Here is a 17026-nt window from a genome sequence, read left to right on the forward strand (position 1 = left end):
CGGTCAGGCGGTCAGGCGGGCCAGCTCACGCACGAGGGGCTCGCGCAGGTCCGGTGCGTCGACCCGTTCCACACGGACGTCCGTGCAGTCCACCCAGGTCGCCGCCTCGGCGAGGGCCTGGGCGACGGCCGGGACCGCCTTCGGGCCGTCGAGCGTGACCTGCTTGGCCACCAGTGTGCGGCCCTCGCGCGCCGGATCCACCCGACCGACGAGTCGGCCGCCGGCCAGCACCGGCATCGCGAAGTAGCCGTGAATCCGCTTCTGTTTGGGGACGTAGGCCTCCAGGCGGTGGGTGAAGCCGAAGATCCGCTCCGTGCGCGCCCGCTCCCAGATCAGGGAGTCGAAGGGCGACAGGAGGGTCGTGCGGTGGCGGCCGCGCGGGGGTGCCTCCAGGGCTGCGGGGTCGGCCCAGGCGGGCTTGCCCCAGCCCTCGACCGTGACCGGGACGAGCCCCGAGTCGGCGATCACCGCCTCGACCTGCTCGCCCTTGAGGCGGTGGTAGTCGGCGATGTCCGCGCGGGTGCCGACACCGAGGGACCGGCCCGCCAGGCGGACGAGGCGGCGCAGGCACTCGGTGTCGTCCAGCTCCTCGTGCAGCAGCGCGTCCGGGATCGCGCGGTCGGCGAGGTCGTAGACGCGCTTCCAGCCGCGGCGCTCCACGCAGACCACCTCGCCGTACATCAGGGCGCGTTCCACGGCGACCTTCGAGCCGGACCAGTCCCACCAGTCGCTGGTCTTCTTCGCGCCGCCCAACTCCGTGGCGGTGAGGGGGCCTTCGGCGCGGAGTTGTTTGATGACCTGGTCGTAGGCGCCGTCCGGGAGCTCGTGGTTCCAGTGCGGGCGGTTGCGGTAGGCGCGGCGGCGGAACGCGAAGTGGGGCCACTCCTCGACGGGGAGGATGCAGGCGGCGTGCGACCAGTACTCGAAGGCGTGGGTGTCCTTCCAGTAGGCGTTCTCGATCGTCTTGCGGCCTACCGCGCCGAGGCGGGCGTACGGGACGAGTTCGTGGGAGCGGGCCAGGACCGAGATCGTGTCGAGCTGTATCGCGCCCAGGTGGCGGAGGATGCCGCGGACGCCGGAGCGGCGGGGTGGGGTGCCGAGGAAGCCCTGGGCGCGGAGCGCGATTCTGCGGGCCTCGTCTGCGGAGAGCTCTGCTGTGGGGCGCGGGGTGGTCATGGATCCGCACGATAGGGGGTGGGGGTGACAACGGGGTGTGAGCTGGGGGTTTGCTGTTTCGCGCGCTGCGTTGGTGCTGAGGGCGGGGCGTTGCGCAACCCGGCGGTGCGGGGTGCCGCTGCGCCCACCCGTGCCGCCCCAGCGGCACGATTGCCCGCAGCTAGGCAGCTAGGCAGCTAGGCAGCTAGGCAGCTAGGTAGCTAGGCAGCCAGGCAGCTACGCGCGGCCGGGCAGATATGGGGACGTTGACGGGAGGCCCAGGTCTGAGGGGAGGAGGGAGCCTATCCAGCTGTCCCTGCGGACTCCCTTGTTGTTCGTCGCGGAGCGGAGTGTGCCCTCGATCGTGAAGCCCGCTCGTTCCGCCACCGCGCGGGAACCACGGTTTCCCACCTCGGCGCGCCATTCGATGCGGTCGAGCGCGGCGTGGGTGAAGGCCCAGCGGCAGGCGGTGAGGGCGGCTTCCGTGATGTAGCCGTGGGCGCGGTGCCGCTTGGCCGCCCAGAAGCCGATCTCACCCATGCCCAGGGCGCGCATGGTGATGCCGAGCATGCCGGCGAGTTCCCCGGAGTGGACGAAGACGCCGAAGGTGAACATGGATCCGTCGCTCCAGCCGTCGGGGGCCACCTGTTCCGTGAAGGCCTCGGCGTGCTCACGGAGGTACGGCGAGGGGATCGTGGTCCAGCGCTGGATGTCCGGGTCCTGGCAGGCGTCGTAGACCGCGTCGGTGTCCTGGGGGCCGACCGTGCGCAGCAGGAGGCGGTCCGTGGTCAGTGTTACGGGGTCCATCGGCCGATTGTGCTCGGAGGCTCGCCGTGAGCGCCATCCGTTCACCCAGGGTGACGGGGTGGTCACGCTTCGCGTGAATCGGTCGGTGGATGCGGCACTATCCGAGGGGCCCGGACGTTGTCCCCTCAGAAGAGTGAAAGAGAAATGAAGCAGCGGACGGTCGCCGTCACGGCAGGCCCTCCCGGCGCGGTGGGGTCCTCGCATACGATGGCCGTTGCTCAGTAAGTCAAGTGGTAACCGACCGTCCCAGGCCCGACCGGCAAGGAGACCAACCCCCGTGTCCGTCCTCTCGAAGATCATGCGTGCAGGCGAAGGCAAGATCCTGCGCAGGCTGCACCGCATCGCGGACCAGGTCAACTCCATCGAAGAGGACTTCGTCGACCTCTCCGACGCCGAGCTGCGCGCCCTCACCGATGAGTACAAGCAGCGCTACGCCGACGGCGAGACCCTGGACGACCTGCTGCCCGAGGCGTTCGCCACCGTCCGTGAGGCGGCCAAGCGCGTCCTCGGCCAGCGGCACTACGACGTGCAGATGATGGGCGGCGCCGCCCTGCACATGGGTTACGTCGCGGAGATGAAGACCGGTGAGGGCAAGACCCTCGTCGGTACGCTGCCGGCGTATCTGAACGCCCTGTCCGGCAAGGGCGTCCACATCATCACGGTCAACGACTACCTGGCCGAGCGCGACTCCGAGATGATGGGCCGCGTCCACCGGTTCCTGGGCCTGGAGGTCGGCTGCATCCTCGCCAACATGACGCCGGCTCAGCGCCGTGAGCAGTACGCCTGCGACATCACGTACGGCACGAACAACGAGTTCGGCTTCGACTACCTGCGCGACAACATGGCGTGGTCCCAGGACGAGCTCGTCCAGCGCGGCCACAACTACGCCATCGTCGACGAGGTCGACTCCATCCTCATCGACGAGGCCCGTACGCCGCTGATCATCTCCGGCCCGGCCGACCAGGCCACCAAGTGGTACGGCGACTTCGCCAAGCTGGTCACGCGCCTCAAGCGCGGCGAGCCCGGCAACCCCCTCAAGGGCCTCGAGGAGACCGGCGACTACGACGTCGACGAGAAGAAGCGCACGGTCGCCATCCACGAGTCCGGCGTCAGCAAGGTCGAGGACTGGCTGGGCATCGACAACCTGTACGAGTCGGTGAACACCCCTCTGGTGGGCTACCTGAACAACGCCATCAAGGCCAAGGAGCTCTTCAAGAAGGACAAGGACTACGTCATCATCGACGACGAGGTCATGATCGTCGATGAGCACACCGGACGTATCCTCGCCGGCCGCCGCTACAACGAGGGCATGCACCAGGCGATCGAGGCGAAGGAAGCGGTGCCGATCAAGGACGAGAACCAGACGCTCGCCACGATCACGCTCCAGAACTTCTTCCGTCTCTACAAGCGCCACGACCACAGCGGCAAGGAGCAGCCCGGCCTGGCCGGCATGACCGGTACGGCCATGACCGAGGCCGCCGAGTTCCACCAGATCTACAAGCTCGGCGTGGTGCCGATCCCGACCAACCGGCCGATGGTCCGCAAGGACCAGTCGGACCTGATCTACCGGACCGAGGTCGCCAAGTTCGAGGCGGTCGTCGACGACATCGAGGAGAAGCACCGCAAGGGGCAGCCGATCCTCGTCGGCACCACCTCCGTCGAGAAGTCCGAGTACCTCTCGCAGCAGCTCAGCAAGCGCGGCATCCAGCACGAGGTGCTCAACGCCAAGCAGCACGACCGTGAGGCGACGATCGTCGCCCAGGCCGGCCGCAAGGGCGCTGTCACGGTGGCCACGAACATGGCCGGCCGTGGTACGGACATCAAGCTCGGCGGCAACCCCGAGGACCTCGCCGAGGCGGAGCTGCGCCAGCGCGGCCTCGACCCCGAGGAGCACATCGAGGAGTGGGCGCACGCCCTGCCCGAGGCGCTCCAGCGGGCCGAGAAGGCCGTCCAGGCCGAGAAGGACGAGGTCGAGAAGCTCGGCGGGCTCTACGTGCTCGGCACCGAGCGGCACGAGTCGCGGCGGATCGACAACCAGCTGCGCGGTCGTTCCGGCCGTCAGGGAGACCCGGGCGAGTCCCGCTTCTACCTCTCCCTCGGCGACGACCTGATGCGGCTGTTCAAGGCCCAGATGGTCGAGCGCGTGATGTCGATGGCGAACGTCCCGGACGACGTGCCGATCGAGAACAAGATGGTCACGCGCGCGATCGCCTCCGCCCAGTCGCAGGTCGAGCAGCAGAACTTCGAGACCCGTAAGAACGTCCTGAAGTACGACGAGGTCCTCAACCGCCAGCGTGAGGTCATCTACGGCGAGCGGCGCCGCGTCCTGGAGGGCGAGGACCTGCACGAGCAGGTGCAGCACTTCATGGACGACACCATCGACGCCTACGTCCAGGCCGAGACCGCCGAGGGCTTCCCCGAGGACTGGGACCTCGACCGGCTGTGGGGCGCGTTCAAGCAGCTCTACCCGGCCAAGATCACGATCGAGGAGCTGGAGGAGGCCGCCGGCGACCGGGCGGGCCTGACCGCCGAGTTCATCGGCGACTCCATCAAGGACGACATCCACGAGCAGTACGAGGCGCGCGAGGCGCAGCTCGGCTCCGAGATCATGCGCGAGCTGGAGCGCCGGGTCGTGCTGTCGGTCCTCGACCGCAAGTGGCGCGAGCACCTCTACGAGATGGACTACCTCCAGGAGGGCATCGGCCTGCGCGCGATGGCGCAGAAGGACCCGCTGGTCGAGTACCAGCGCGAGGGCTTCGACATGTTCACCGCCATGATGGAGGGCATCAAGGAGGAGTCCGTCGGCTACCTGTTCAACCTGGAGGTCCAGGTCGAGCAGCAGGTCGAGGAGGTTCCGGTCGAGGACACCAAGCCGGTGGCCGACCTGGAGAAGCACGACGCGGTGCCGGCGCAGGCCGGTGCCCGCCCGGAGATCCGCGCCAAGGGCCTCGACGTCCCGCAGCGGCGCAACCTCCACTTCTCCGCGCCGACTGTCGACGGCGAGGGCGGCACCATCGAGGGTGATTTCACCGAGGACGGCGAGCCGGTGCGTTCCGAGTCCGACGGTCTCACGCGCGCGGAGCGCCGCAAGCAGGCGAAGGGCCGGGGCCGTCGCAAGAAGTGACGGTGGCTGCGGCACGGTAGCGGCTTGAAGGGCCGGGCACCTCTGGGTGTCCGGCCCTTCTGTCTGCTGCGAGGGGCCTCAGTCGGCCTCGGCGCGGGGCGGGCGGGGGCCGCCGAGTTCCACGGCCGTGCAGCGCCAGCGGAGGTCCTGGCCGAGTTCCAGGCGGAAGGCCATGGCGCGCAGCCTGTCGCCGGCGCCGATACGTGCGAAGGCCTCGATGGCGCCCGGGCGGGGTTCACACCAGCCGATGTCGCGGACGACGGGGCGCGGGCCGCGGGTGCGCAGGGGGCCACGCTCGGCGAGCCAGGCGAGTTCGTCGTAGGCACGGCCCCGGGTGTGGCGGAGCATCGAGTGGACGGGGCGGTGGCCGCTCAGGACGGCGAGGAGGAGGTCGGCGAAGAGGTCGGTGGGGAGGGGGTGGGGGGCGACCGGGCGCCGGGGGCTCTGGGACGGGACCCGCGGGGCGGATTCTGTGGGGGTGCGAGTGGGGGCGGGGGCGGCGGTCGTCCTTGCCCTGGCGGGGGCCGTGGAGGTTCCGGAGAGGATCGGCGGGCGGTTGTCCGTGGGGCGGGTGCGCGGGGTCGTGGTCCGGGCGGAGGCCGGGGGGCGGCCTCCGGCGGCCGGTGGGCGGGCGGAGCCCCCGTCGGGGGTGCGGGGTGGGGCGGCGCCGCCAGGGGCGCGGTGAGCGGTGGTGCCGGGGGTGTGGTGGGCGGTGGCGTCAGAGGCGCGTGACGGGGTGATCCCGGCAGGGGTGCGTGGTGGGGCGGTGGCGCCGGGGCGGCGTGCGTCGCGGCGGGACGGTGGGTGGGCGGTCGGGCGGTGTGCCCTGGTCATGACCTTGTTCATGGGGGTCCCCGTTCGTGGGCCCGGTTGATACCGGGGAGTAACTTCGGGTTGGTGATCTTGTACGGGGTCGACAGGGGTAGGAGCAAGGGAGAGGACCTGAGGGCGGCGGGCGCCGAAATGTTCACCTATCCGGGTGGTTCCGTGGTGCCGAGGCCCATCACTGGGCGGGTGTACCGGGTGAATCCCTGGACCGGTGTGGACGCTTCCGGCGTCACGGGCCGGAACTCGAAAGGGGACGCCCCGCACGTATCCTGAAGGCCCTTCACCATCGCTCCGACCACGAAAGCGGCCAGCCATGCGCGTCTACGTCCCCCTGACCCTCCCCGGTCTCGCCGAGGCGTACAAGACGGGTGAGCTGGGAGCCGGGCCGTTCGTCGCGTACGCGGTCACGCCCGCGCTGCGCGAGTGGTACGTCTCCGACGACATCGAGGAGCTGGAGTACGCGGCGCTGAACCGGGCCGCGCTGGCCTCGTTGCGGCTGCTGGCGGCCGAGCCGGAGGCGCCGCGGCGCCGGGTCGTGGTCGCGGTCGACGTGCCCGACCGGGACGCGAGCGTGGACCCCGACCGGGGGCTCGACCCGGCGGCGCTGGGGGAGGTGCGGGTCTCCGGTGCCGTGGCGCTGGCCAGGGCGGCCTCGGTGCACGTCGACGCGGACGACGCGGAGGCGGACGTGACGGCGGCGGCCGGGGCGCTGCCGGCGGCGGACGGCGGTGACGACGACGCGCAGTTCGTCGTGGACGGGGCCGAGGACCACGAGCTGCTCTGGTTCGCCACACAGGAGATCCCGAACCTGGTGGGGCGCGGCGACTGAGCCACCTCCCGGCCGGGGGCGCGTGGAGGTCCGTTCTCTTGATTGTCAGTGGGGGCGGGTACGTTTTCTGGCATGGGGACGAAGAGGGCTGCGCACATCGTCTGGGACTGGAACGGGACGCTGTTCCATGACATCGACGCGATCATCGGGGCGACGAACGCGGCATTCGCCGAGCTGGGGCTGGAGCCGCTGACGCTGGAGAAGTACCGGGAGCTGTACTGCGTGCCGGTGCCGAAGTTCTACGAGCGGCTGATGGGGCGGTTGCCGACGGAGGCCGAGTGGGAGGCCATGGACGACGTCTTCCACCGGTATTACGCCGAGCACCGGGGGGCCTGCGGGCTCACGGTGGGGGCGGTGGAGCTGCTGTCGGGGTGGCGGTCGGCCGGGCACAGTCAGTCGATCCTGAGCATGTACGTGCACGAGGAGCTCGTGCCGTTGGTGCGTGGGTTCGGGATCGAGCCGCACTTCGTGCGGGTGGACGGGCGGACCGGGCCGTCGGGGGGCAGTAAGGCCGAGCACATGGTGCGGCACCTGGCGTCGTTGGCGGGGGTGGAGCCGGGGCGGACCGTGGTGATCGGGGATGCGGCGGATGATGCGGTGGCGGCGTTGCATGTGGGGGCTCGGGCTGTGCTGTACACCGGGGGGTCGCATGGGCGGGCGAGTCTGGAGGCGGTGGGGGTGCCTGTCGTGGACACGTTGGAGGAGGCCGTTGCGGAGGCGGAGCGGATCGCTGCGTAGCCAGGTGCAGCCAGGAGGTCCGCACTGTGCAGAACGTCAAACTTCCAGGCCTGGTTTTGTACACATACGGCTCATGACGGGGCCCCTGTAAGGAGCGATAGCCTTAGTGGCGTGATCAGCGCGATAGTTCGCGGGGACGTCGTCGTCCCTGCCCCGCGCCCGGAGAGCACGGACAACATCCGTGACCGGGCGGCGGTCGCTGGTCTTCGCGGGCGGGACGGGGCATCGAGGACTCCCGGGACGCCGAGCACCACCCGGTTCGAGGCGTCGCAGAGAGCAGCCTCACACCCGTGGGTCAGCTCAAAAATGGCTCAGACACCCCCGCTCATCTCACCTTGCGGCATAGCGTCGGAACAGACCGGATACCCCGTGTCTCGACGTGACGTCGTAGGCGCAGAGACCGTACTTCCTTCTACGTCACGCAACGGCGCGCGACAGGAGCCAGAGGACAATGCAGACCAAGCTGGACGAAGCCAAGGCCGAGTTGCTCGAGAGGGCCGCCCGGGTAGCTGAGAACAGCCCGGTCGGGGGGCACCTACCGACCGGGTCGACGGGCGAGGAGACCCCAGACGCCCAGGAAGCCCCCGACCGCGAGACCCTCCTCTCATTCCTCCAGCGTTACTACCTGCACACGGCCCCGGAGGACCTCTCCGACCGCGACCCGGTCGATGTCTTCGGAGCCGCCGTCTCGCACTACCGGCTGGCCGAGAACCGCCCCCAGGGCACGGCCAACGTGCGGGTGCACACTCCCACGGTCGAAGAGAACGGGTGGACCTGCAGCCACTCCGTCGTCGAGGTCGTCACCGACGACATGCCCTTCCTCGTCGACTCCGTGACGAACGAGCTGACCCGGCAGGGGCGCGGGATCCACGTCGTCATCCACCCGCAGTTCGTCGTGCGGCGCGATGTCACCGGCAAGCTCATCGAGGTCCTCTCGACCCCGGCGACCGGCGACCTCCCGCACGACGCGCACGTCGAGTCCTGGATTCACGTCGAGATCGACCGGGAGACCGACCGGGCCGATCTGAAGCAGATCACCGTCGACCTGCTCCGCGTGCTCTCCGACGCCCGTGAGGCCGTCGAGGACTGGAGCAAGATGCGGGAGTCGGCGATCCGGCTGGCGGAGGGGCTGCCGAACGAGCCCACCCCCGGTGACCTGCCCGGACCCCAGGTCGAGGAGGCCCGCGAGCTGCTGCGCTGGCTGGCCGACGACCACTTCACCTTCCTCGGCTATCGCGAGTACCAGTTGCGCGAGGACGACTCGCTGGCCGCCGTGCCCGGCACCGGCCTCGGCATACTGCGCGCGGACCCGCACCACGCCGACGAGGAGAGCCACCCGGTCAGCCCGTCCTTCGAGCGGCTGCCCGCCGACGCCCGGGCCAAGGCGCGCGAGCACAAGCTGCTCGTCCTGACCAAGGCGAACAGCCGGGCGACCGTGCACCGGCCGTCGTACCTGGACTACATCGGAGTGAAGAAGTTCGACGCCGACGGCAACGTCGTCGGCGAGCGGCGCTTCCTCGGACTGTTCTCCTCCGCCGCCTACACCGAGTCCGTGCGCCGGGTCCCGGTCATCCGGCGCAAGGTCGAGGAGGTCCTCGAGAAGGCCGGGTTCTCGCCCAACAGCCACGACGGCCGCGACCTGACGCAGATCCTGGAGACGTACCCGCGCGACGAGCTCTTCCAGACTCCGGTCGACGAGCTGCGCTCCATCGTCACCTCCGTGCTCTACCTCCAGGAGCGCAGGCGCCTGAGGCTCTACCTGCGCCAGGACGAGTACGGGCGCTACTACTCCGCCCTCGTCTACCTCCCCCGCGACCGCTACACCACGGCCGTCCGTCTGCGGATCATCGAGATCCTGAAGGAGGAGCTCGGCGGTATCAGCGTCGACTTCACGGCGTGGAACACCGAGTCGATCCTGTCCCGGCTGCACTTCGTGGTCCGGGTCCCGCAGGGCACCGAGCTGCCGGAGCTGTCCGACGCCGACAAGGAGCGCATCGAGGCCCGGCTGGTCGAGGCCGCCCGCTCCTGGGAGGACGCCTTCGCCGAGGCGCTCAACGCCGAGCTCGGCGAGGAACACGCGGCGGAGCTGATGCGCCGGTACGCGCACGCCTTCCCGGAGGGTTACAAGGCCGACCACAACCCGCGCGCCGCGGTCGCCGACCTCGTCCACCTCGAACAGCTGAACGCCGAGGAGGGTGAGGACTTCGCGCTCAGCCTGTACGAGCCGGTCGGAGCCGCCCCCGAGGAGCGCCGCTTCAAGATCTACCGCACGGGCGACGCGATCTCCCTGTCGGCGGTGCTGCCCGTCCTCAACCGGCTCGGCGTCGAGGTCGTCGACGAGCGGCCGTACGAGCTGCGCTGCTCGGACCGCAGCGTGGCCTGGATCTACGACTTCGGCCTGCGCATGCCCCGCTCGAACGGCGGCGGGGACTACTTCGGCGACGACGCCCGCGAGCGATTCCAGGACGCCTTCGCGGCCACCTGGACCGGCCAGGCGGAGAACGACGGCTTCAACGCGCTGGTGCTGAGCGCTGGGCTCTCCTGGCGCCAGGCGATGGTGCTGCGGGCGTACGCGAAGTACCTGCGCCAGGCGGCGTCGACGTTCAGCCAGGACTACATGGAGGACACCCTCCGCAACAACGTCCACACCACCCGGCTGCTCGTCTCCCTGTTCGAGGCGCGGATGTCGCCGGACCGGCAGCGCGCGGGGCACGAGATCGTGGACGCCCTCCTCGAAGAGGTCGACGCGGCCCTCGACCAGGTCGCGAGCCTCGACGAGGACCGCATCCTCAGGTCCTTCCTCACGGTCATCAAGGCGACGCTGCGGACGAACTTCTTCCAGGAGGCCGCGGGCGGCAAGCCGCACGCGTACGTCTCCATGAAGTTCGACCCCCAGGCCATCCCGGACCTGCCCGCGCCGCGCCCGGCGTTCGAGATCTGGGTGTACTCGCCGCGGGTCGAGGGCGTGCACCTGCGGTTCGGCAAGGTCGCGCGCGGTGGTCTGCGCTGGTCCGACCGGCGTGAGGACTTCCGCACCGAGATCCTCGGTCTGGTCAAGGCACAGATGGTGAAGAACACCGTCATCGTGCCGGTCGGCGCCAAGGGCGGCTTCGTCGCCAAGCAGCTGCCCGACCCGAGCGTCGACCGCGATGCATGGCTGGCCGAGGGCGTGGCCTCGTACAAGACGTTCATCTCGGCGCTGCTCGACATCACCGACAACATGGTGGCCGGCGAGGTCGTGCCCCCGGCGGACGTCGTCCGGCACGACGAGGACGACACCTACCTGGTCGTCGCCGCCGACAAGGGCACCGCGACCTTCTCCGACATCGCCAACGGGGTCGCCGAGAAGTACAACTTCTGGCTCGGCGACGCCTTCGCCTCCGGCGGCTCGGCCGGCTACGACCACAAGGGCATGGGCATCACCGCCCGCGGCGCCTGGGAGTCCGTCAAGCGGCACTTCCGCGACATGGGCGTGGACACGCAGACCGAGGACTTCACGGTCGTCGGCATCGGCGACATGTCCGGTGACGTGTTCGGCAACGGCATGCTGCTCTCCGAGCACATCCGTCTGGTCGCCGCCTTCGACCACCGGCACATCTTCATCGACCCGAACCCGGACGCGGCCACCTCCTACGCCGAGCGCCGCCGTCTGTTCGAGCTGCCCCGCTCCAGCTGGGAGGACTACAACAAGGAGCTGCTCTCGGCCGGCGGCGGCATCTTCCCGCGCACGGCCAAGGCGATCCCGGTCAACGCGCACATCCGCGAGGCCCTCGGCATCGAGGCCAAGGTCACCAAGCTGACGCCGGCCGACCTGATGAAGGCGATCCTCCAGGCCCCGGTGGACCTGCTGTGGAACGGCGGCATCGGCACGTACGTCAAGTCCTCGGCCGAGTCGAACGCGGACGTCGGCGACAAGGCCAACGACGCCATCCGCGTCGACGGCGGGGACCTGCGCGTCAAGGTTGTCGGCGAGGGCGGCAACCTGGGCCTGACCCAGCTCGGCCGGATCGAGTTCGCGCTGCGGGGCGGCCGGATCAACACCGACGCCATCGACAACAGCGCGGGCGTGGACACCTCCGACCACGAGGTGAACATCAAGATCCTGCTCAACGGCCTGGTCGCGGACGGCGACATGACCCTCAAGCAGCGCAACAAGCTGCTCGCCGAGATGACCGACGAGGTCGGCCATCTGGTGCTGCGCAACAACTACGCGCAGAACACGGCGATCGCCAATGCCCTCGCCCAGTCCGGCGCCATGCTCCACGCCCAGCAGCGCTTCATGAAGCACCTGGTCAGGGAGGGGCACCTCGACCGGGCGCTGGAGTTCCTGCCCACCGACCGGCAGATCCGTGAGCGGCTCGCCCAGGGCCAGGGTCTGACGGGCCCGGAGACGGCCGTGCTGCTGGCGTACACGAAGATCACGGTCGCCGAGGAGCTACTGCACACCTCGCTGCCGGACGACCCGTACCTGAGCACCCTGCTGCACGCCTACTTCCCGACCGAGCTGCGCGAGCAGTTCCCGGAGCACCTCGTCAGCCACCCGCTGCGCCGTGAGATCACCACGACCGTGCTGGTCAACGACACGGTCAACACGGGTGGTACGACGTATCTGCACCGGCTGCGGGAGGAGACCGGGGCGTCGCTGGAGGAGATCGTGCGGGCGCAGACCGCGGCCCGGGCGATTTTCCGCCAGTCCCCGGTGTGGGACGGAGTGGAGGCGCTCGACAACAAGGTCGACGCCGAGGTCCAGACCCGCATCCGGCTGCACGCGCGGCGCCTGGTGGAGCGGGGCACGCGGTGGCTGCTCAACAACCGGCCGCAGCCGCTTCAGCTGGCCGACACCGTCGACTTCTTCGCCGAGCGCGTGGAGCAGGTCTGGGCGCAGCTGCCGAAGCTGCTGCGGGGTGCGGACCTGGAGTGGTACGGCAAGATCTACGACGAGCTGACGGGCGCGGGTGTTCCGGACGAACTCGCCACGCGCGTGGCCGGTTTCTCCTCCGCCTTCCCGACGCTCGACATCGTGTCGATCGCCGACCGGATGGGCCGGGAGCCGCTGGACGTCGCCGACGTCTACTACGACCTCGCCGACCGGCTGCGGATCACCCAGCTCATGGACCGCATCATCGAGTTGCCCCGGGCCGACCGGTGGCAGTCCATGGCACGTGCGGCGATCCGTGAGGACCTGTACGCGGCGCACGCGGCGCTGACGGCCGATGTGCTGGCGGTGGGTAATGGCAGTTCTACTCCCGAGCAGCGGTACAAGGCGTGGGAGCAGAAGAACGCGGCGATTCTCGGGCGGGCCCGGACCACGCTGGAGGAGATTCAGGGGTCCGAGGCGTTCGATCTTGCGAATCTGTCGGTGGCTATGCGGACGATGAGGACGTTGCTGCGGCAGCACTCGTAGGGGGTGTGAGGTGGGGACGCCCCGGGCCGGTGTCGGTCCGGGGCGTTTCTGCTGGGGGCGGGGCGTTGCGCAGCCCGGCGGAGCGGGGTGCCGCTGCGCCCACCCTCCCCCAAGCTCTCGGCTTCGCTCGAGCAGGGGGCCCCCATCGCCCCAGCGGCACGACTGCCCGCAGCTAAGCGGGAGGCGGCCACAGCTCTGACTACTTCAGTGCGCTTGCCACCAGTTGTGCTGCCTTCTTCAGGCGAGGGTTCGTCAGGCGGTGGGTCAGTGGGCGGATCACTCTTGCTGTCGTTCCCACTGGCTGCCAGTGGATCTGTAGGCGGCCGGGGGCGTGGCCCTCGGGTTCCAGGGTCAGGTGGTGGTGGGGGACGTGGGTGGTCGACGTCGGGAAGGTCAGGGGGGCCAGGAGCAGGCCTGTGTGGGACAGGCCCTGGTGTTCCAGGCGGAGCACCGGGTGGCGGATTCCGGCGAAGCCCTGGAGGGGGAGGCGGGCCGCCGCCAGGTCCAGGTGGGCGCGGCCCTCGAAGACACCCGGGCGGACGGGGGAGAGCCGGAACGGAACATGGAGCCGGTGTCGGCCGGGGGTGAGGAGCAGGGTCGCGCGCTGGGGGCCCACCGGGAGGCGCAGGGCCGGGTCGTAGGTGCGGATCGTGAGGTCGACGGAGGCGCCCGGACCTGGGGTGAGTTCCGTGATCTCGTGGCGGAACTGGGCGCTCGGGAAGGGGCAGATGTCGAGCTCCAGATCGGAGATGTCCAGTTCGCGGCGGGACCGGTCCGACGCGGGGACCTCGGCGCCCCAGTAGGTGCGGCCGTCCTCGTCGGTCGTCATCTGCCGGGGGGCCACGCCGTGGCCCAGTCCGCGCGCCGCCAGTCGTGCGTCCGCCAGGCGGCGGTCCCGGATCAGCTGGACGACGACGCGTTCGGCGCGCGGGAGACGGGTGAACGCGCCGGGCGCGAGGGTGTCCAGGTACGGCGTGACCAGGTCGGCGAAGGACGACAGCCACTCCTCGTCCCGGTAGGGCAGGTCACCGGCGTACATCCGGAAGTCGTGCTTGAGGAACTTGTGGTCCTTGTCCTCCCGCAGGGACGCGTGCCCGCTCTCGTCGAGGAAGGCGTCGATGAGGTGCTGGACGTGGATGCGGTCGCGGACGTTGGCGAGCTTGTGCCGCTGGTTCGAGATCGACGCCGACCCCGCGGCGGCGAAGGGCTCCACGTACCAGCGGTAGACCGGTTCGGGGATGATCGTGAAGCGCTTGGCCAGGCAGTACGCCTGCGCCGAGAACAGCTGGTCCTCGTAGTGGATGCCCTCGGGGAAGCGCAGGCCGTGCCGGTCGAGGAAGGACCGCGCGTACATCTTGCTGGTGGAGAGGTGCTCGAAGAACAGGCGCGGGTCGGCCTCGATGCCGTCGAGGGTGCGGCGCTCGGCGACCAGGTGCGGCATCCACGTGGAGCGGCGGCCGTTGTCCACCCGGACGCGCTGCACCGCGCCCATCGCGAAGTCGATCTCGCGTTCGCGGTGTGCGCGGAGCAGCAGTTCGACGGCGTTGCCGGGGAGTTCGTCATCGCTGTCGAGGAACATCAGGTAGGGCGCCCTGGCGATCTCCAGCGCGCGGTTGCGCGGGGCGCTGCATCCGCCGCTGTTGCGCTCCAGGCGGAGATGGCGGACACGGGGGTCCCGAACCGCCAGGCGCCGGGCGACCTCCGGGGTCCGGTCCGTGGAGTGGTCGTCGCTGATGACGATCTCGAGGTTCGCGTGGGTCTGCCGGCGGACCGAGTCGACCGCGCGGACGAGGCGTTCGGCGTCGTTGTAGACGATGACCGTCACGGTGACGTCGGGCGTGCTCATGCGGTCGCCTCCTGCGGGGTCGGGGCCGGGGTGCGGCCCTCGAGCGGCAGCACCGGCGGCAGGGACCGTTCGTCCTGGCCGAGGAAGACCCTGCGGACCACGCGTTCGGCGGCGCGTCCGTCGTCGTACTCGCAGAACCGGCGCCGGAAGACGGCCCGGTTCTTGGCCGCGCTCTCGTCGTGCCAGGCGTCGGTGGTCAGGATCTCCGTCAGCTCCTGCTGGGTGCGGGCCACCGGGCCCGGGGCCTCGGCCATCAGGTCGAAGTAGACGCCGCGGGTGGTGCGGTACGTCTCCCAGTCGTCGGCGTGGATCACGATCGGGCGGTCGAGGTTGGCGTAGTCGAACATGATCGAGGAGTAGTCCGTGACCAGCGCGTCCGCCGCCAGGCACAGCTCCTCCACCGGGTCGTAGGACGAGACGTCGACGATCCGGCCCGTGCGGCGCAGGTGGGTGAGCGGGGAGGCCGCGCCGCCGTAGAAGTAGTGGCCGCGGACGAGGAGGACGGTGTCGTCGCCGAGGCGGTCGGCGAGGGCGGCCAGGTCCAGGCGCGGGGTCCAGCCGGCCTCGTAGTCGCGGTGGGTGGGCGCGTAGAGGACGGCACGGCGGCCCGGCGCGATGCCGAGCCGGTCGCGGATCGCGCGGATGTCCTGCGCGCCGGCCCGGTAGTAGACGTCGTTGCGCGGATAGCCGTGGTCGAGGCTGACGTAGCGCGAGGGGTACGCGCGCTGCCACATGCGGGTGGTGTGGCTGTTGGCGGAGACGCTGTAGTCCCACTTGTCGACGCGTTCCAGCAGGGCGTGGAAGTCCAGTCCCTGCGCGGCGGCCGGGTACGCCATCTGGTCCAGGCCCATGCGCTTGAGGGGCGTGCCGTGGTGGGTCTGGACGTGGATCGCGTCCGGGCGCTTGACCACGGCGTTGGGGAAGTTGACGTTGTTGACGAGGTACCGAGCGGTCGCCAGCACCTCCCAGTAGCGGCGGGTGCCGGGGACGACGTGGTCGGTGCCGGGCGGGAGGAGGGCCGCGTTCTCCCGGGTCACCACCCACACCGGGTGGATCCACGGGGCGAGTTCGGCGAGCTCGGCGGCGATCGCGGCGGGGTTGCAGGCGACCCCGCGGTTCCAGTACGCCGAGAACACCGCCAGGTCGGGGTCGACGGGGCGGCCGAGCGCCCTGCGGTACTGGTGGTCGCGGAGCTTGGTGCCGACCTGGCGCCTGCGGGCCCGTACGGCCGACTGGGCGGTGCGGCGGGTGCGGTTGACGACCTGGAAGGCCCGGTACTTGGCGTAGGCGTCCTCTTCGAGCAGGGAACGGCGGACGCCTTCGAGCCCGGCGGGGCGGCGGTGTCCCTCGGGGCGGCGGCGCAGGGCGGCCAGGGAGGCCCGGTGGAAGAACTCCCGTGCGACCTCCTCCGCCATGCCGCCGCGGGCGAAGGTGCGCAGGCAGTCGCGGACCATCACGTCGTAGAGCGCGGCGTGGGCGGCGCGGCGGTCCCGGGTGAGGTCGAGGAGCGACTCGTAGCGCTCCACGAGGCCGTAGCGCTGCTCGGGAGTGAGCGGGGGCAGGCTCGCCGGGCGGAGCCTGCGGTCCTCGTACGCGACGTGCGGCAGACAGGCGACGCGGCCGGCGAGCAGCAGGGCGGCCAGTGCGGCGTACGGCTCGTCGTCGGTGGTGAGCCGCTGCTCGTGCGCCCGCCAGAAGTCGGCGCGCAGGACGCGGGTGCCGAGCAGGGGAGTGAGGCGCAACAGGTGTGCGCAGTCGTCCAGGCGGACGTCGGCACGGCCTGTCCGGGCGAGCAGGGAGCCGTCCGGGGAGGGCAGCCCGGACGTGCGCCAGGTGCTGCGGACGTGGTCGAGGAGCAGGACGTCCACCTCGGCCGGCAGCTCGGCCAGCCGCTCGGCGACCGTGCGCGGGGCGCCGGCGGGCAGACCGTCCTTGGCGTGGACGAAGTGCAGCCAGCGGCCGGACGCCCGCGCCGCGCCCGCGGACCGGGCCGCGGCGTCGCCCGTGTGCGCCGGGAGCGGCAGGACGCGCAGGCCGGGGACGTCCGGGGCGTGCCGCTCGGCCGTCTCACGGGCCCAGTCGCCGGCCGCGGCCACGATCAGCTCGGCGTCCGGGAAGGGGCGGGCGGCGAGGGAGTCGAGGAGTTCCGTCAGATGGTCCTGAACGTTGGGCCCGTGGACGATGACGCTGAGCTCGGCCATCACGGGGACTCCTTCATCTCGTCGCGCGTCACCTCGCGCCGGGCGCACCGGCTTCGGTCATGGTGCCATCAATGTGGCAAAACGGCAGACGGGA

9 protein-coding genes are annotated in these 17026 nt (G+C 70.5%); 4 read left to right on the forward strand and 5 right to left on the reverse strand.

The window, feature by feature from the left end; translation table 11 throughout:
• Positions 1 to 3: 3 nt before the first annotated feature.
• The gene (locus ABZ016_RS28890) at positions 4 to 1176 is read right to left on the reverse strand and encodes a crosslink repair DNA glycosylase YcaQ family protein (protein ID WP_356919624.1); all 1173 of its coding nucleotides are present in this window, start codon (positions 1174 to 1176) and stop codon (positions 4 to 6) included.
• 216 nt (positions 1177 to 1392) lie between these two features.
• Entirely contained in the window at positions 1393 to 1962 is a 570-nt protein-coding gene (locus ABZ016_RS28895; protein ID WP_356919625.1) for a GNAT family N-acetyltransferase, read from the reverse strand.
• A 277-nt stretch (positions 1963 to 2239) separates the two neighbouring features.
• Between ABZ016_RS28895 and secA the strand changes: the two genes are divergently transcribed.
• Entirely contained in the window at positions 2240 to 5086 is a 2847-nt protein-coding gene (gene secA, locus ABZ016_RS28900) for a preprotein translocase subunit SecA (RefSeq protein ID WP_356919626.1), read from the forward strand.
• Positions 5087 to 5164: 78 nt separating this feature from the next.
• On the opposite strand, the gene ABZ016_RS28905 is transcribed toward secA, so the two are convergent.
• Positions 5165 to 5932 carry an Rv3235 family protein gene (locus ABZ016_RS28905; protein ID WP_356919627.1) on the reverse strand — a complete coding sequence of 256 codons (768 nt, stop codon included), beginning with the start codon at positions 5930 to 5932 and terminating at the stop codon, positions 5165 to 5167.
• 295 nt (positions 5933 to 6227) lie between these two features.
• Between ABZ016_RS28905 and ABZ016_RS28910 the strand changes: the two genes are divergently transcribed.
• The 3 genes from ABZ016_RS28910 (at position 6228) to ABZ016_RS28920 (ending at position 12885) form a co-directional block, all read left to right on the forward strand.
• On the forward strand, positions 6228 to 6743 hold the full coding sequence (locus ABZ016_RS28910) for a hypothetical protein (protein WP_356919628.1): 516 nt from the start codon (positions 6228 to 6230) through the stop codon (positions 6741 to 6743).
• Positions 6744 to 6815: 72 nt separating this feature from the next.
• Positions 6816 to 7481 carry an HAD family hydrolase gene (locus ABZ016_RS28915; protein ID WP_356919629.1) on the forward strand — a complete coding sequence of 222 codons (666 nt, stop codon included), beginning with the start codon at positions 6816 to 6818 and terminating at the stop codon, positions 7479 to 7481.
• A gap of 451 nt (positions 7482 to 7932) precedes the next feature.
• Complete coding sequence (locus tag ABZ016_RS28920) at positions 7933 to 12885, forward strand: NAD-glutamate dehydrogenase (protein WP_356919630.1); 4953 nt, start codon at positions 7933 to 7935, stop codon at positions 12883 to 12885.
• Between the two features lie 199 nt (positions 12886 to 13084).
• Here ABZ016_RS28920 and ABZ016_RS28925 read toward each other — a convergent pair whose 3' ends face one another.
• Both ABZ016_RS28925 and ABZ016_RS28930 read right to left on the reverse strand, forming a co-directional pair.
• Complete coding sequence (locus ABZ016_RS28925) at positions 13085 to 14731, reverse strand: glycosyltransferase family 2 protein (protein WP_356919631.1); 1647 nt, start codon at positions 14729 to 14731, stop codon at positions 13085 to 13087.
• On the reverse strand, positions 14728 to 16932 hold the full coding sequence (locus tag ABZ016_RS28930) for a CDP-glycerol glycerophosphotransferase family protein (protein ID WP_356919632.1): 2205 nt from the start codon (positions 16930 to 16932) through the stop codon (positions 14728 to 14730). Before ABZ016_RS28930 ends, ABZ016_RS28925 begins: the two co-directional genes overlap by 4 nt.
• Positions 16933 to 17026: the final 94 nt, after the last annotated feature.

It is taken from the genome of Streptomyces sp. NPDC006372 (genome assembly GCF_040612515.1).
Classification (GTDB): domain Bacteria; phylum Actinomycetota; class Actinomycetes; order Streptomycetales; family Streptomycetaceae; genus Streptomyces.

Bases quoted from the DNA above. Each gene is read 5' to 3' on its own strand.
- ABZ016_RS28890 (WP_356919624.1), bottom strand. From the start codon at position 1,176: ATGACCACCCCGCGCCCCACAGCAGAGCTCTCCGCAGACGAGGCCCGC.
- ABZ016_RS28895 (WP_356919625.1), bottom strand. From the start codon at position 1,962: ATGGACCCCGTAACACTGACCACGGACCGCCTCCTGCTGCGCACGGTC.
- ABZ016_RS28905 (WP_356919627.1), bottom strand. From the start codon at position 5,932: ATGAACAAGGTCATGACCAGGGCACACCGCCCGACCGCCCACCCACCG.
- ABZ016_RS28910 (WP_356919628.1), top strand. From the start codon at position 6,228: ATGCGCGTCTACGTCCCCCTGACCCTCCCCGGTCTCGCCGAGGCGTAC.
- ABZ016_RS28915 (WP_356919629.1), top strand. From the start codon at position 6,816: ATGGGGACGAAGAGGGCTGCGCACATCGTCTGGGACTGGAACGGGACG.
- ABZ016_RS28920 (WP_356919630.1), top strand. From the start codon at position 7,933: ATGCAGACCAAGCTGGACGAAGCCAAGGCCGAGTTGCTCGAGAGGGCC.
- ABZ016_RS28925 (WP_356919631.1), bottom strand. From the start codon at position 14,731: ATGAGCACGCCCGACGTCACCGTGACGGTCATCGTCTACAACGACGCC.
- ABZ016_RS28930 (WP_356919632.1), bottom strand. From the start codon at position 16,932: ATGGCCGAGCTCAGCGTCATCGTCCACGGGCCCAACGTTCAGGACCAT.